Raw genomic sequence first — 12,964 nt, forward strand, 5'->3', positions numbered from 1 at the left:
CCCGGCTTCCGGCCCCGCCCCGGCCCTGGAGGGTGGGACCAAACGCCGCAAAGCGGGCGATTGTCCCCACAGGCCATAATTCCGCCGCCCCCGCCGGTTATCGGGTTTCGGCACGGAATGGCCGGGTCGGATTCCGTTTGCATGGGGCACCGGCCCCACCGTAATAACGGACGACCCGTTTTTGGAGCTTGAGCACCATGTCGAGTTTGCGAGCCGTCCGGACCACCGTCGCCGTGGCGAGCGCCTGCGCGCTTCTGGCCCTGCCCGCCGCGGCGCAGTCGAGCAAGGCGGCCGCCGGTGCCGCCGCGCCGCGGACGGCCGACGAGGGGGTGCGCCCGGTGCGGACGCCGGGGGCCGAGGGCATCGCCGCGGTGGTGAACGACGAGGTGGTCTCGGTCTCCGACGTCAACGCCCGCATCCGCATGGCGCTGCTGAACGCCGGCGCCGCCGGCAATCCGGAAACGATCCAGCGCCTGACCCCGCAGGTGCTGCGCCTGCTGGTCGACGAACGGCTGCAGATGCAGGAGGCCAAGCGCCTGGGCATCACCGTGCCGCCGGCCGAGATCGACGAGGCGATCAAGCGCATCGCCGAGCAGAACCGCATGAACGGCCAGCAGCTCCAGGAGATGCTGAAGCGGCAGAATGTGCCGGTGTCGACCCTGAAGGACCAGATCCGCGCGCTGCTCGCCTGGCAGAAGGTGATGCAGCGCCGCATCCGCCAGGAGATCGTCGTCGGCGAGGACGAGATCGACGCCGCGATGGAGCGGCTGAAGGCCAACATCGGCAAGCCCGAATATCTGGTCGCCGAGATCTTCCTGGCGGTGGACACCCCCGACCAGGACACCGAGGTCCGCCGCAACGCCGAGCGCCTGATCGAGGAGGTGAAGCGCGGCGGCAACTTCGCGGCGCTGGCCCGCCAGTTCTCGCAGTCGGCCGGCGCCGCGACGGGCGGCGACCTGGGCTGGGTGCGGACCGGCGAGCTGTCGCCGGAGGTGGACAAGGCGCTGTCCGGCATGCGCGGCGGCCAGATGTCGGCCCCGATCCGCACCGCGACCGGCTATCACATCCTGATGGTGCGCGGGCAGCGGCCCTTCGGCAGCAGCGGCGGCGAGATGCAGATGCCGGCCGCCCAGCCCGTGGCGCCGCGTCCGCAGCCGCGCCCCGACGTGGCGAAGGCCACCGTCAACATGAAACAGATCATCATCCCCATCGAGTCCAAGGAGCAGGCCAAGGCCGTCAAGGAACAGGCGGAGAAGCTGCGCAAGTCGATCAGGAGCTGCGGCGATTTCCAGGCCCGCGCCAAGGAGAGCGGCATGCCGGAATCGGGCGACATGGGCACCATGCGGGTCAAGGACATGGCGCCCGGCCTCCAGAACCTGGCGCTCGGCATCCCGGTGGGGCAGGCCAGCCCGGTGCTGATGAGCCAGGCCGCCGCGGTCATCCTGATCGTCTGCAAGCGCGACGTGCCGATGATCCAGCCGCCGCCGGAGGCCAGCCCGCCGCCGCCGCCGCCCCCGACCGCGACCCCGATCAAGGAGGGGACGCTGCCCGATCGCGCGGAGATCGAACGCGACCTGATCGGCGAGCGCGCCGACCTGCTGTCGCGCCGCTACCTGCGCGACCTGCGCCGCACCGCCTTCGTCGAGACCCGGCTGTGACCGGCGCCCCGCCGGAAAGGCTGCCGCTGGCCCTCACCATGGGGGAGCCGGCCGGCATCGGCGGGGACATCACGCTGAAGGCCTGGACGCTGCGGGGCGACTCCTGCCTGCCGCCCTTTTTCGTGCTGGACGATCCGGCGCGGCTGGCGGCGCTGGCGGCGGCCCTGGGGCTGGCGGTGCCGGTGCAGGCGGTGGCCTCGCCGGCCGAGGCGGCGGCGCTGTTCGACCGCGCCCTGCCGGTGTTGCCGGTGGAACTGGGCAACCCGGTGGTCGCAGGCAGGCCCGACCCGGCCAACGGCGCCGCGGTGATCGCCAGCATCGACCGGGCCGTAGCCCTGGTCCAGGCCGGGCAGGCCGCGGCGGTGGTGACCAACCCGATCCAGAAATCGTCGCTCTATGCCGCCGGCTTCCGCCATCCCGGCCATACCGAGTATCTGGCCCATCTCGCCGGGATGACCGACGAGCCGATCATGATGCTGGCGGCGGCAGACCTGCGGGTGGTTCCGGTCACCGTCCATGTGTCGGTGCGCGACGCGGTGGATCGCCTGACCGCCGGGGCCATCGTCCATGCCGGCCGCGTCACCGCCGCGGCGCTGGCCCGCGATTTCGGCATCGCCCGGCCGCGGCTCGCCGTCGCCGGCCTCAACCCCCATGCGGGGGAGGGCGGGGCGATGGGCCGCGAGGAGATCGACGTCATCGCCCCGGCCATCGCCGTGCTGCGGGCCGAGGGGATCGACGCGACGGGGCCGCGCCCGCCCGACACCATGTTCCACGCTGCCGCCCGCCGCGGCTACGACGTCGCGCTGTGCATGTACCACGATCAGGCGCTGATCCCGGTGAAGACGGTCGATTTCGACGGCGGGGTCAACATCACGCTGGGGCTGCCCTTCGTCCGCACCTCGCCGGACCATGGCACGGCGCTCGACATCGCCGGCAGCGGGGCGGCCAGCCCGGACAGCCTGATCGCGGCGCTGAAGACCGCGGAGCGGATGGCGCGGAACCGGCGGGGCGGCTGAGCTCCCGCTTCTCCGGAAAAGGAAAAGGCGGACATGAAAAAGGAGCGCCGGGGCGCTCCTGTCTTCATATCCGTCCGCCGCTGGCAAAGTACCGGTGCCTCAGCCCCGGTCCATCAGCCCCTATCGTCGGGATCATACATGGTCGGGCCGCCCTGGTGATCGTGGTGGCCGCCGGCCGACGGGTCGCGGTGGTGGTGGGTGCGGGCGATGAAGGGCGCCAGCTCCTGCAGCTCGATGAAGTTGTCGGCCTGGCGGCGCAGCTCGTCGGCCACCATCGGCGGCTGCGAACGGACGGTGCTGACCACGCTGACGCGGACACCCTTGCGCTGCACCGCCTCCACCAGCCGGCGGAAGTCGCCGTCGCCGGAGAAGAGCAGGATGTGGTCGACATGGTCGGCCATCTCCATCACGTCGATGGCCAGCTCGATGTCCATGTTGCCCTTGATCTTGCGCCGGCCGGACGCGTCGGTAAACTCCTTGGTCGGCTTGGTGACCATGGTGTAGCCGTTATAGTCGAGCCAGTCGACCAGCGGGCGGATCGGGGAGTATTCCTGGTCCTCGACCAGCGCGGTATAGTAGAAGGCGCGAACGAGCCGGCCTTCTCCTGCGAAGCCGTCCCGCAACCTCTTGTAATCGATGTCGAAGCCCAATGAACGCGCCGCGGCGTAAAGGTTGGCTCCGTCGATGAACAGAGCGAGGCGCTCCTCTTTGTAAAACAACTTGCTGACGTCACGCGGCAAAGTCGAATTTCGGTCCAATGTTTAGATCCTTCCGTCGTCGCTTGGGGAATATGAATGGAACATGCGCAAAAAGCTCGCGTTCCTATTTTGAAATCTAGTGTATCGGACGCGATCATACAAGCGTTCTGCGCCGTCCTGCTGTGCTACTACGTTGCCAAGGTGGCCGATCCTCCTTTCGGCCGATGCTCCCCGGATGCAATGCAGCAGCGCTGTCGTTCGCGCTTGCACCTATCGGGCCACATCCATATAGTCTAGAGCCTCCTTTGAATCCGGAGTTCGTCTGGCATGGCCCGCGTTACCGTTGAAGATTGCGTCCTGAAGGTTCCGAACCGTTTCGAGCTGGTCATGATGGCCGCCCAGCGCGCGCGCGAGGTGGCGAGCGGCGCTCCGCTGTCGATCGACCGCGACAACGACAAGAACCCGGTCGTGGCGCTCCGCGAGATCGCGGATGAGACGGTGTCGCTGGAGTATCTGAAGAATGCCCTGATCAAGGGCCACCAGAAGCATGTCGAGCCGGACGAGCCCGAGGAGGAGATCGTCGAGCTGATGGCCGGCGAGAATGATTGGGCCGCCCGCGGCGCCGCATCGCTCGGCGATGAGGACGGCATGAGCGAAACCGACGGCGAGGAGCTGACGGAAGAGGACGACGTCGCCGCCGACATGGACGCCGAGCCGGGTGCCGGTTTCGCCATGACCGAGGATCCCGACGGAGACCTCTGATCCTGGACAACGACCGCAGGACCTGGAGGGGGTGGGACGCCCTCTTCCCGATGACCAGGGTGGGAGGCATCCGGCCTCCCTTCGGTTCGCACGGAACCGCCACGAACATCTTTGAGGCGCCCCGTGCGCCGGGTCGGGCCGCATGATCCGGCAGTATGAGCTTGTCGAGCGCGTCAAGGCGTACGATCCCTCGGCCGACGAGGATCTGCTCAACCGCGCCTATGTCTATTCGATGAAGGCGCACGGGTCGCAGACGCGTGCGTCGGGCGACCCCTATTTCCTCCACCCGCTGGAGGTCGCCGGCATCCTGACCCAGATGAAGCTGGACGCCGGCACCATCGCCACGGCGCTGCTTCACGACACGGTCGAGGACACCGTCGCCACGCTCGAGGACATCGAGCGGGTGTTCGGCAAGGAGATCGCGCGGCTGGTCGACGGCGTGACCAAGCTGTCGCGGCTGGAGCTGAACAGCGAACAGGCCAAGCAGGCGGAGAATTTCCGCAAGCTGGTGCTGGCGATGTCGGAGGACATCCGCGTCCTGCTGGTGAAGCTGGCCGACCGGCTTCACAACATGCGCACGCTCTACCACCTGAAGAAGCCGGAGAAGCGCCGCCGCATCGCCCGCGAAACCATCGAGATCTACTCGCCCTTGGCCGAGCGCATCGGCATGCACAAGATCAAGGACGAGCTGGACGACCTCGCCTTCGCCGAGCTGAACCCCGACGCGCGCGACAGCATCCTGGCCCAGCTGGCCCGCCTGCGCAGCGAGGGCGAGAACCGCGTCCAGACCATCATCACCGAACTGCGCGAACTGCTGGCCGCCGAAGGACTGCCGGAAGCGACGGTGTCGGGCCGCGAGAAGTCGGCCTATTCGATCTGGCGCAAGCTGCAGCGCAAGAATGTCAGCTTCGAGCAGCTGTCCGACATCATGGCCTTCCGCATCACGGTCGGCTCGGTCGGCGAGTGCTATCAGGCGCTGGGCGTGGTCCATGCCCATTACCCGGTCGTGCCGGGGCGCTTCAAGGATTACATCTCCACGCCCAAGCCCAACGGCTACCGCAGCCTGCACACCGGCGTGATCGGTCCCGGCCGCAACCGGATCGAGGTGCAGATCCGCACCGAGGACATGCACGAGATCGCCGAGCTGGGCGTCGCCGCCCACTGGGCCTACAAGCAGGACCACCAGCCGCGCCCGAACGGCGGCGAATACCGCTGGCTGCGCGAGCTGCTCGACATCCTGGAGCATGCGCAGAAGCCGGAGGAGTTCCTCGAGCACACCAAGCTTGAGCTGTTCCAGGATCAGGTCTTCTGCTTCACGCCGAAGGGCGACCTGATCGCGCTGCCGCGCGGCGCCACCCCGGTCGACTTCGCCTATGCCGTCCATTCGCAGGTCGGCGACCATTGCGTCGGCGCCAAGATCAACGGCCGAATGCTGCCGCTGCGCACCCAGCTGCAGAACGGCGACCAGGTCGACATCGTCACCTCCAAGGCGCAGACGCCGGTTCCGGGCTGGGAGCGCTTCGTCGTCACCGGCAAGGCCCGCGCCCGCATCCGCAAGTTCCTGCGCACCCAGCAGCGCGCCCAGTACATGGAGCTGGGCCGCGGCATGCTGGTGCGGCAGTTCAAGTCGGAAGGCTACGAGTTCACCGAGAAGGCGCTGGAAAACGCCATCAAGATCTTCCAGCAACCGACGGTGGACGATCTGATGGCCGGTGTCGGCTCCGGCCTGCATTCGGTGCGCGAGGTCTTCCACGCCGTCTTCCCCGGCCACAAGGCCCAGGCCGCCCCCGCCGTCCGCGAAACCGACGAGAGCGCGCCCAAGCCCAAGGCCAAGGCGCGCAAGGAATCGGCCCTGCCGATCCGCGGCCTGATCCCGGGCATGGCGGTGCATTACGCCCGCTGCTGCCACCCGCTGCCGGGCGACCGCATCGTCGGCATCGTCACCACCGGCAAGGGCGTGACCATCCACACCATCGATTGCGAGACGCTGGAGAGCTTCCATGAATCGCCGGAACGCTGGATCGACGTGTCGTGGGAAACCGGCCCGGATTCGCCGGAGGAGCATGTCGGCCGCGTCACCGTCGTCATCGCCAATGAACAGGGCTCGCTCGGCACGCTGTTCACGGTGATCGGCAAGAACCAGGGCAACGTCATCCACCAGAAGATCACGAACCGCAGCACCGATTATTTCGAGCTGCTGATCGACATCGACGTGAAGGACGCCAAGCACCTGACCAACATCATGGCCGCCCTGCGCGCGACTCCGGCCATCCATTCGGTGGAGCGGGCGCGGGGACGCTGAAACCCCTGCCGTTCGACGGTAAATTCCTTGTCATCCGCGGCCCTGTCGGTCGGTTCGGCGTGACGCGCCGCCCCGGCACCGCTATATAGACGGAATCGCTCCCGCCCGTTCCGGCGGGCGGCGACGCTTTGGAGTCCGTGCATGTCCCGTTTCCTGCGCCTCGGCGTGAACATCGACCATGTGGCGACCGTCCGCAACGCCCGCGGCGGGGCCCATCCCGATCCCGTGCGCGCGGCGAAGCTCGCCATCGAGGCCGGTGCCGACGGGATCACCGCCCATCTGCGCGAGGACCGGCGGCACATCGTGGATCGCGACATCGACCGGCTGATGGCCGAGATCGACCGTCCGCTGAACTTCGAGATGGCGGCGACCGCCGAGATGCTGGGCATCGCGCTGCGCCACAAGCCGCACGCCGCCTGCCTCGTCCCGGAAAAGCGCACCGAGGTCACCACCGAAGGCGGGCTGGACGTCATCGGCCAGTACGACCAGCTGGCCGGCCCGGTCGGCGAGCTGGGGGCGGCCGGCATCCGCGTCTCGCTGTTCATCGATCCGGAGCCGGCGCAGCTCGACGCCGCCCGGCGGCTCGGCGCCCCGGTGGTCGAACTGCACACCGGCGCCTATTGCGACGCGCACGACCCTGCGCAGCGCGAGGCGGAGCTGGCGCGCATCGTCCGCGCCGCCGCCCATGCCGAGGCCATCGGGCTGGAATGCCACGCCGGCCATGGGCTTGGCTATGACACCGTCGGCCCGGTCGCGGCGATCCCGACCGTCGTGGAACTGAACATCGGCCATTTCCTGATCGGCGAGGCGATCTTCGTCGGCCTGACCAATTCGATCGCCCGCATGCGCAAGGCGATGGACAGCGCGCGAGCCGCGGCGGCCTCCGCATGATGCTGTCCGGCACCATCCTCGGCATCGGCAACGACCTGATCGACATCCGGCGGGTCGAGAAGTCGCTGGAGCGTTTCGGAAAGCGCTTCATCGACCGCATCTTCACCGACATCGAGCAGGCCAAGTCCGAACGCCGCGCCAACTCGGCGGCGAAGAACAACGCCCGCGCCTCCACCTATGCCAAGCGCTTCGCCGCCAAGGAGGCGTGCTCCAAGGCACTGGGCACCGGCTTCCGCGACGGCGTGTTCTGGCGCGACATGGGGGTGGTCAATCTGCCGTCGGGGCAACCGACCATGCGTCTCACCGGCGGCGCGCTCGCCCGGCTGGAGGCGATCACGCCGCCCGGCATGCGCGCCCGCATCCATGTGACGCTGACCGACGAGTATCCGATGGCCGAGGCGTTCGTCGTCATCAGCGCCGAACCGATCGAGTCGGCCCCTACCGAGTCTGCAATGCCCACCAATACGGCGAACCCAGAATGACCTTTCAGAAGCAGGCGGCGTCCGACGCCAAGACCAAGGACTCCGGGTTCGTCGAAACCGTGAAGACGGTGATCTTCGCGGTGCTGATCGCATTCGGCGTGCGGACCTTCGCGTTCGAGCCCTTCAACATCCCGTCCGGCTCGATGATCCCGACGCTGCTGGTCGGCGATTACCTGTTCGTGTCGAAGTTCAGCTACGGATACAGCAAATACACGGTCGGCTTCGGCTTGCCGCTGTTCGAGGGCCGCATCCTGGGATCGCAGCCGGAGCGCGGCGACGTGGCGGTGTTCAAGCTGCCGCGCGACAACAAGACCGACTACATCAAGCGGGTGATCGGCCTGCCGGGCGACAGCATCCAGATGATCGGCGGCATCCTGCACATCAACGGCCAGCCGGTGAAGCGCGAGCGGATCGAGGATTTCGTCACCACCGATTCGCTGGGCCGCAGCATCCGCACCGCGCAGTTCATCGAGACGCTGCCCAACGGCCGCACCCACCGCATCATCGAGGAGTCGGACAACGGCCCGCTCGACAACACCCCGGTGTTCAAGGTGCCGGAAAACCATCTGTTCATGATGGGCGACAACCGCGACAACTCGCTCGACAGCCGGGTGCCGTCGCAGGTCGGTTTCGTTCCCATCGAGAACATGGTCGGCCGTGCCGAATTCCTGTTCTTTTCTCTCGACGAGGGCACGCGCTTCTACGAGATCTGGCGCTGGCCGGTCGATCTGCGCTTCAGCCGCCTGTTCAACGGAGTCCGGTAAGTGTCCACCGTCACGAAGGCGCCCGCCGATGCGGGCGCCGGGTCGGAAGCAGCCTCGGGCCATGCCGCCCCGGGCCATGTCGTCCGCGACCATGCCGCCGAGGCCGCCGAGGTCGCCGCGGACGTGGAGGATCTGGCGCAGGCGCTGGGCTACCGCTTCGCCGACCCGTCGCTGCTGCGCGACGCCGTCACCCATCCAAGCCTGATGGGGCTGGAGCGGGCCGGCCGCAAGGGGCACAAGGGGCCGGGCATCGCCTATGAGCGTCTGGAGTTCCTCGGCGACCGCGTCGTCGGGCTGGTGGTTGCGGAATGGCTGCTCGAACGCTATCCGAACGAGCGGGAAGGTGCGCTGGCCAAGCGCCATGCCTCGCTGGTCCGCCGGGAATCGCTGGGCCGCGTCGCCGACGCCATCGGGCTGGGCGCCTATCTGCGCCTGTCCCCGGCGGAGGCGCTGAGCGGCGGCCGGGCCAACCGCACCATCCTGGGCGACGCCTGCGAGGCGGTGCTGGGCGCCATGTATCTCGACGGCGGGCTGGAGCCGGTGACGCGCTTCGTCCGCCAGGCGCTGGCCGAGGCCATCGACAAGGCGACCCCGCCGCCGCTCGACAGCAAGACTACCTTGCAGGAATGGGCGCAAGGGCGCGGCAAGCCGCTGCCCCAGTATGAACAGATCGAACGCAGCGGCCCGGCGCACGAGCCGCTGTTCGTGGTTGCGGTGCGCGTCGCGGGCATGGAACCGGTCACGGGATCCGGCTCGTCCAAGCGTATCGCGGAAAAGAAGGCGGCCAGCGCGTTGCTGCGCCAGGTGGGAGTGCAAGTCGATGACTGACGGTCGCGACGACATCGACGAGACGAAGAAGCAGATGCCCGAGGTTGGGGCGCCCGAGCCGGCGCAGCCGGAAGGGGCACCGGACGAGGTGACGCCGGGCGAGGTGACGCCGGAGGACGGCGTCGTCGCCGAGGGCGACGGCGACTTCGAGGAGGATGACCTCGACGGCGACGACCTCGACGGCGAGGACGGCGACTACGACGACGAGGAGTATGACGACGAGGACGACGAGGATGCCCCGCGCGGGCAGCCGATGTCGGTCCTGCCGCCGCTGCCGGTGATGCCGGATCATCCGCGCTGCGGCTTCATCGCGCTGGTCGGCGCGCCGAACGCCGGCAAGTCGACGCTGCTGAACGCGATGATCGGCAGCAAGGTCTCGATCGTCAGCCCGAAGGTGCAGACCACGCGGACCCGCGTGCTGGGCATCACCATCGAGGGTGACACCCAGATGATCTTCGTCGACACCCCCGGCATCTTCAAGCCGAAGCGCCGGCTCGACCGCGCCATGGTGGCGGCGGCGTGGCAGGGGGCGGAGGATGCCGACGTCATCGGCGTGCTGTACGACGTGTCGCGCCGCTCGATCGACGAGGACACCCGCAGCATCGTCGCCCGGCTGAAGGAACAGGGCCGCGAAGCGATCCTGATCCTGAACAAGATCGATCTGGTGAAGCGCGACGTGCTGCTCGGCATCGCCGCTGCCTTCCAGCAGGAAGGGATCTTCACCGACATCTTCATGGTGTCGGCCTCCACCGCCGACGGCGTCGCCGACCTGAAGCGGTTCCTGGCTGCCCGCCTGCCGGACGGACCCTGGCATTTCCCGGAAGACCAGATCTCCGACATGCCGATGCGCCTGCTGGCGGCGGAGATCACCCGCGAGAAGCTGTTCATCCAGCTTCACCAGGAGCTGCCCTATTCCGCCACGGTCGAGACCGAGGTGTGGGAGGAGTTCGAGGACGGGTCGGTCAAGATCTCGCAGGTCATCTTCGTGCAGCGCGAAAGCCAGAAGGCCATCGTGCTGGGCAAGGGCGGCCAGCGGATCAAGGCGCTGGGCTCCGCCGCGCGCGGCGAGTTGCAGGGCATGCTGGAACGCCGCGTCCACCTGATCCTGTTCGTGAAGGTCCGCGAGGGCTGGGTCGACGATCCGGAACGCTATTCGGCCTGGGGGCTGGATTTCGGGGCGTCGTGACGACAAAGGCCCTCTCCCGGCGGGAGAGGGCCTTTTCCTTGCGGGGCGCTTGCGAAACGCGTGTTACGCGGCCAGCAGGCGCAGGTGGCCGTCGAAATCGTCCAGCGCGCGCATCAGATCCATCATCGCCTGTTCGGCCTGGGCACGGGCGAAGGGCCAGGCGTCGTCATCGGCGATCCGGGCGGCCTCGATGCGGGCGGTGGCGCGGTTATTCAGGCCGCGCAGGCGGTCGAGCGTGCGTTCCCATGTCTCACGGTGGTTGCTGTCCGCACGTTCCACCATCGACCGCAGCGTCTCCATGCGGTCGGTGGTGCGCAGGACGAGGTCGCGGCTCAACGTGTCGAAGGCTTGCCGGTTGCGGCGGCTCATGAACTGTCCTCCTTTGATCCTCAACCGTTCTGGACCTTTCAGCCGGCAGGGCAGTGCCGCACCGGTGCCGCGAGAACGCAAAGCAAGTGCAGTCGGCACAGCCCGTCGGGGCGGTGCCGCCATGCGAAATCGGTGCGCCTGGGCAGATGCGGTATTCCCGTCCGAATCCAAATCCCGCCGGGTTGCACCGTTCCGTCACGGAATTCCATTGCGGAATTTCGTGCCGGAGCATGCAAACCCGGTGGCTAAGGAAGTCTTCCCGGTTGGATTGCGTTTCCTCCGGGGCCGGTTTCATCCGGCCCATTGGCTTTTTTATACGCCGTCATTTTGACGACGTTCTTTTGTTTTCGTGACGCTTTTGTGCCGGATTGGAGGGGGCGGGTCAATTCGCCCAAAAATCATACCCCCGGCGCACTCTGTCGCAGCCTAAAGGCGAGGTTGCAGGGCCGGTATCGGCCGATAAGTCGGAGGTGGTACCGCCATCGCTGCCCGGCGACCTATTCGGCGGCGATGGCGTAGGCTGGAAGGGCCTCGGCATTGGCGGGTTCGGGGGTGGCGGCGGATTGGCAGGCGAGCGGGGCGACGGCGGAAATGGCGGCCTGCTGGGCCATGGCGGCGCGATGCTCGCTCGCCATGCTGCGCATCATCGGCACGCATTTGCCGCACTGCACCTGGCATTGGTGATGGCGGAACACCGAAGCGGGGGTCTTCGCGCCCTGGTCCAGGGCGGACTTGACCTTCTTGTCATTCAACGCGTGGCAGATGCAGACGAACATAAGCCCTCGGCAACGGTCGGTGTTGAAGCTGTCTCCCGGCCTCAGGAATAGCTGATACTGAGAATCGTTGTCAATGACGCCATTGCGAACCGCTCGCATATAAGGGGGAGCTGGGCGATTTTGCCGCATCCTCCTTCGCGTCACCGCGAAAGGGGTGGGGTTGGGGCAGGGGAGGCGGCGAACCGCATGCTTGGGCTTGCAATCGCAGCCCGGCGGCGGTAGCCCCTGGGGCATGGACGACAGCAGCCCCGAAAACACCGCCTCATCCCGCCCGCAGGCCGCGCCCGGCGCGGAGACGGTCCCGCTCGGCCAGACGGTCTATCTGGCGGCCGACGGCTTCCTCGACGATCTGGTGGCCGAGCTGGGGGACGTCGCCTCGGTCGACGGCCGGCTGGTCTTCGCCGACGGCCCGGCGCGGCCGGCCGCCTGGGCGCAGAACATCTGGCACGACCCGGTGCGGATCGAATTCTCCTCGATCAAGGGCGGGGCGAAGGCGCTGCGCGGCATCCAGCGCAATTGGGCGCTGTGGTCGCAGCGGCACCATCGCCGCGCCGCGCTGATCCAGGAGAACCTGCCGCACGTCTCGGCCAAGCCGGTGGTCTTCCCGTCGCCGCTGCCGACGGCGCCGCTGGGATCCTGGACGCTGCTGGACGAGTCGACGATCGTCGCGGCGGCACACTGTTCCAGCCCGTTCCGCAACGGCGAGGTGACCTTCGTCGAGAACCGCACCGCGCCGCCCAACCGAGCCTATCTGAAGCTGTGGGAGGCGCTGACCCTGTTCGGCGAGCAGCCGGGGCCGGGCGACCGCTGCCTCGACCTCGGCGCCTGTCCGGGGGGGTGGACCTGGGTGCTGCACGAGCTGGGCGCGTCGGTGGTCAGCGTCGACAAGGCGCCGCTCGACCCCGCCATCGCCGCGCTGCCGCGGGTGCAGATCCGCCAGGAAAGCGCCTTCGGGCTGAAGCCGCAGGATGTCGGGCCGGTGGACTGGCTGTGCTGCGACGTGATCTGCTACCCGACGCGGCTGTTGCGGCTGGTGCGGGAGTGGATGGACAGCGGGCTGGCCAAGCGCTTCGTCTGCACGCTGAAGTTCCAGGCCGAGACCGACCATGAGACCGCCCGCGCCTTCGCCGCGATCCCCGGCGGCCGGGTGCTGCACCTGCACCACAACAAGCACGAGCTGACCTGGATGTGGCCGGCGTCCTCGGAGTAGCGCCGCCGGACGGCGTCGTCGG

At 68.0% G+C, this 12,964-nt stretch carries 13 protein-coding genes; 10 read left to right on the forward strand and 3 right to left on the reverse strand.

Going from position 1 to position 12,964, the window contains the following annotated elements; translation table 11 throughout:
* Positions 1-197: 197 nt before the first annotated feature.
* Both ABMY26_RS18795 and pdxA read left to right on the forward strand, forming a co-directional pair.
* Positions 198-1,658 carry a peptidylprolyl isomerase gene (locus ABMY26_RS18795; protein ID WP_372398700.1) on the forward strand — a complete coding sequence of 487 codons (1,461 nt, stop codon included), beginning with the start codon at positions 198-200 and terminating at the stop codon, positions 1,656-1,658.
* Positions 1,659-1,696: 38 nt separating this feature from the next.
* Positions 1,697-2,674 (forward strand): 4-hydroxythreonine-4-phosphate dehydrogenase PdxA, encoded by a 978-nt coding sequence (gene pdxA, locus ABMY26_RS18800; RefSeq protein ID WP_372399032.1) that lies wholly within the window; start codon positions 1,697-1,699, stop codon positions 2,672-2,674.
* A gap of 113 nt (positions 2,675-2,787) precedes the next feature.
* Here the strand turns inward: pdxA and ABMY26_RS18805 are convergent, their stop codons facing one another.
* Complete coding sequence (locus tag ABMY26_RS18805; RefSeq protein WP_045582318.1) at positions 2,788-3,393, reverse strand: NYN domain-containing protein; 606 nt, start codon at positions 3,391-3,393, stop codon at positions 2,788-2,790.
* Between the two features lie 306 nt (positions 3,394-3,699).
* Here ABMY26_RS18805 and rpoZ point away from each other — a divergent pair, with 306 nt between their 5' ends.
* From rpoZ to era, 7 genes are all read left to right on the forward strand, one after another.
* Positions 3,700-4,134, forward strand: a complete 435-nt coding sequence (rpoZ, locus tag ABMY26_RS18810; protein ID WP_372398701.1) for a DNA-directed RNA polymerase subunit omega — start codon at positions 3,700-3,702, stop codon at positions 4,132-4,134.
* A 142-nt stretch (positions 4,135-4,276) separates the two neighbouring features.
* The gene (locus tag ABMY26_RS18815) at positions 4,277-6,436 is read left to right on the forward strand and encodes a bifunctional (p)ppGpp synthetase/guanosine-3',5'-bis(diphosphate) 3'-pyrophosphohydrolase (protein ID WP_372398702.1); all 2,160 of its coding nucleotides are present in this window, start codon (positions 4,277-4,279) and stop codon (positions 6,434-6,436) included.
* A 141-nt stretch (positions 6,437-6,577) separates the two neighbouring features.
* Positions 6,578-7,327: a pyridoxine 5'-phosphate synthase gene (locus ABMY26_RS18820; RefSeq protein WP_372398703.1), complete on the forward strand. Its 750-nt coding sequence runs from the start codon at positions 6,578-6,580 to the stop codon at positions 7,325-7,327.
* Positions 7,324-7,809, forward strand: coding sequence for a holo-ACP synthase (acpS, locus tag ABMY26_RS18825; RefSeq protein WP_372398704.1), 486 nt, complete (start codon positions 7,324-7,326; stop codon positions 7,807-7,809). The genes ABMY26_RS18820 and acpS overlap by 4 nt, the downstream gene beginning before the upstream one ends.
* Complete coding sequence (gene lepB / locus ABMY26_RS18830; RefSeq protein ID WP_372398705.1) at positions 7,806-8,573, forward strand: signal peptidase I; 768 nt, start codon at positions 7,806-7,808, stop codon at positions 8,571-8,573. The genes acpS and lepB overlap by 4 nt, the downstream gene beginning before the upstream one ends.
* On the forward strand, positions 8,574-9,401 hold the full coding sequence (gene rnc / locus ABMY26_RS18835) for a ribonuclease III (protein WP_372398706.1): 828 nt from the start codon (positions 8,574-8,576) through the stop codon (positions 9,399-9,401).
* 280 nt (positions 9,402-9,681) lie between these two features.
* On the forward strand, positions 9,682-10,587 hold the full coding sequence (gene era / locus ABMY26_RS18840) for a GTPase Era (RefSeq protein ID WP_372399033.1): 906 nt from the start codon (positions 9,682-9,684) through the stop codon (positions 10,585-10,587).
* Between the two features lie 63 nt (positions 10,588-10,650).
* Here era and ABMY26_RS18845 read toward each other — a convergent pair whose 3' ends face one another.
* Entirely contained in the window at positions 10,651-10,956 is a 306-nt protein-coding gene (locus ABMY26_RS18845; RefSeq protein WP_045580411.1) for a hypothetical protein, read from the reverse strand.
* Between the two features lie 497 nt (positions 10,957-11,453).
* Positions 11,454-11,732, reverse strand: a complete 279-nt coding sequence (locus ABMY26_RS18850; protein ID WP_372398707.1) for a bacterioferritin-associated ferredoxin — start codon at positions 11,730-11,732, stop codon at positions 11,454-11,456.
* Between the two features lie 232 nt (positions 11,733-11,964).
* Here ABMY26_RS18850 and ABMY26_RS18855 point away from each other — a divergent pair, with 232 nt between their 5' ends.
* Positions 11,965-12,942 carry an SAM-dependent methyltransferase gene (locus tag ABMY26_RS18855; RefSeq protein WP_372398708.1) on the forward strand — a complete coding sequence of 326 codons (978 nt, stop codon included), beginning with the start codon at positions 11,965-11,967 and terminating at the stop codon, positions 12,940-12,942.
* The last annotated feature ends 22 nt before the right edge of the window (positions 12,943-12,964 follow it).

It is taken from the genome of Azospirillum sp. HJ39 (assembly GCF_041507355.1).
GTDB lineage: Bacteria > Pseudomonadota > Alphaproteobacteria > Azospirillales > Azospirillaceae > Azospirillum > Azospirillum thiophilum.

Excerpts from the sequence above, each read along its gene's own strand:
- pdxA (WP_372399032.1), top strand. The coding sequence starts at position 1,697 with ATGGGGGAGCCGGCCGGCATCGGCGGGGACATCACGCTGAAGGCCTGG.
- lepB (WP_372398705.1), top strand. The coding sequence starts at position 7,806 with ATGACCTTTCAGAAGCAGGCGGCGTCCGACGCCAAGACCAAGGACTCC.
- ABMY26_RS18815 (WP_372398702.1), top strand. The coding sequence starts at position 4,277 with ATGATCCGGCAGTATGAGCTTGTCGAGCGCGTCAAGGCGTACGATCCC.
- rpoZ (WP_372398701.1), top strand. The coding sequence starts at position 3,700 with ATGGCCCGCGTTACCGTTGAAGATTGCGTCCTGAAGGTTCCGAACCGT.
- ABMY26_RS18795 (WP_372398700.1), top strand. The coding sequence starts at position 198 with ATGTCGAGTTTGCGAGCCGTCCGGACCACCGTCGCCGTGGCGAGCGCC.
- ABMY26_RS18845 (WP_045580411.1), bottom strand. The coding sequence starts at position 10,956 with ATGAGCCGCCGCAACCGGCAAGCCTTCGACACGTTGAGCCGCGACCTC.
- era (WP_372399033.1), top strand. The coding sequence starts at position 9,682 with ATGCCGGATCATCCGCGCTGCGGCTTCATCGCGCTGGTCGGCGCGCCG.
- acpS (WP_372398704.1), top strand. The coding sequence starts at position 7,324 with ATGATGCTGTCCGGCACCATCCTCGGCATCGGCAACGACCTGATCGAC.
- ABMY26_RS18820 (WP_372398703.1), top strand. The coding sequence starts at position 6,578 with ATGTCCCGTTTCCTGCGCCTCGGCGTGAACATCGACCATGTGGCGACC.
- ABMY26_RS18850 (WP_372398707.1), bottom strand. The coding sequence starts at position 11,732 with ATGTTCGTCTGCATCTGCCACGCGTTGAATGACAAGAAGGTCAAGTCC.
- ABMY26_RS18855 (WP_372398708.1), top strand. The coding sequence starts at position 11,965 with ATGGACGACAGCAGCCCCGAAAACACCGCCTCATCCCGCCCGCAGGCC.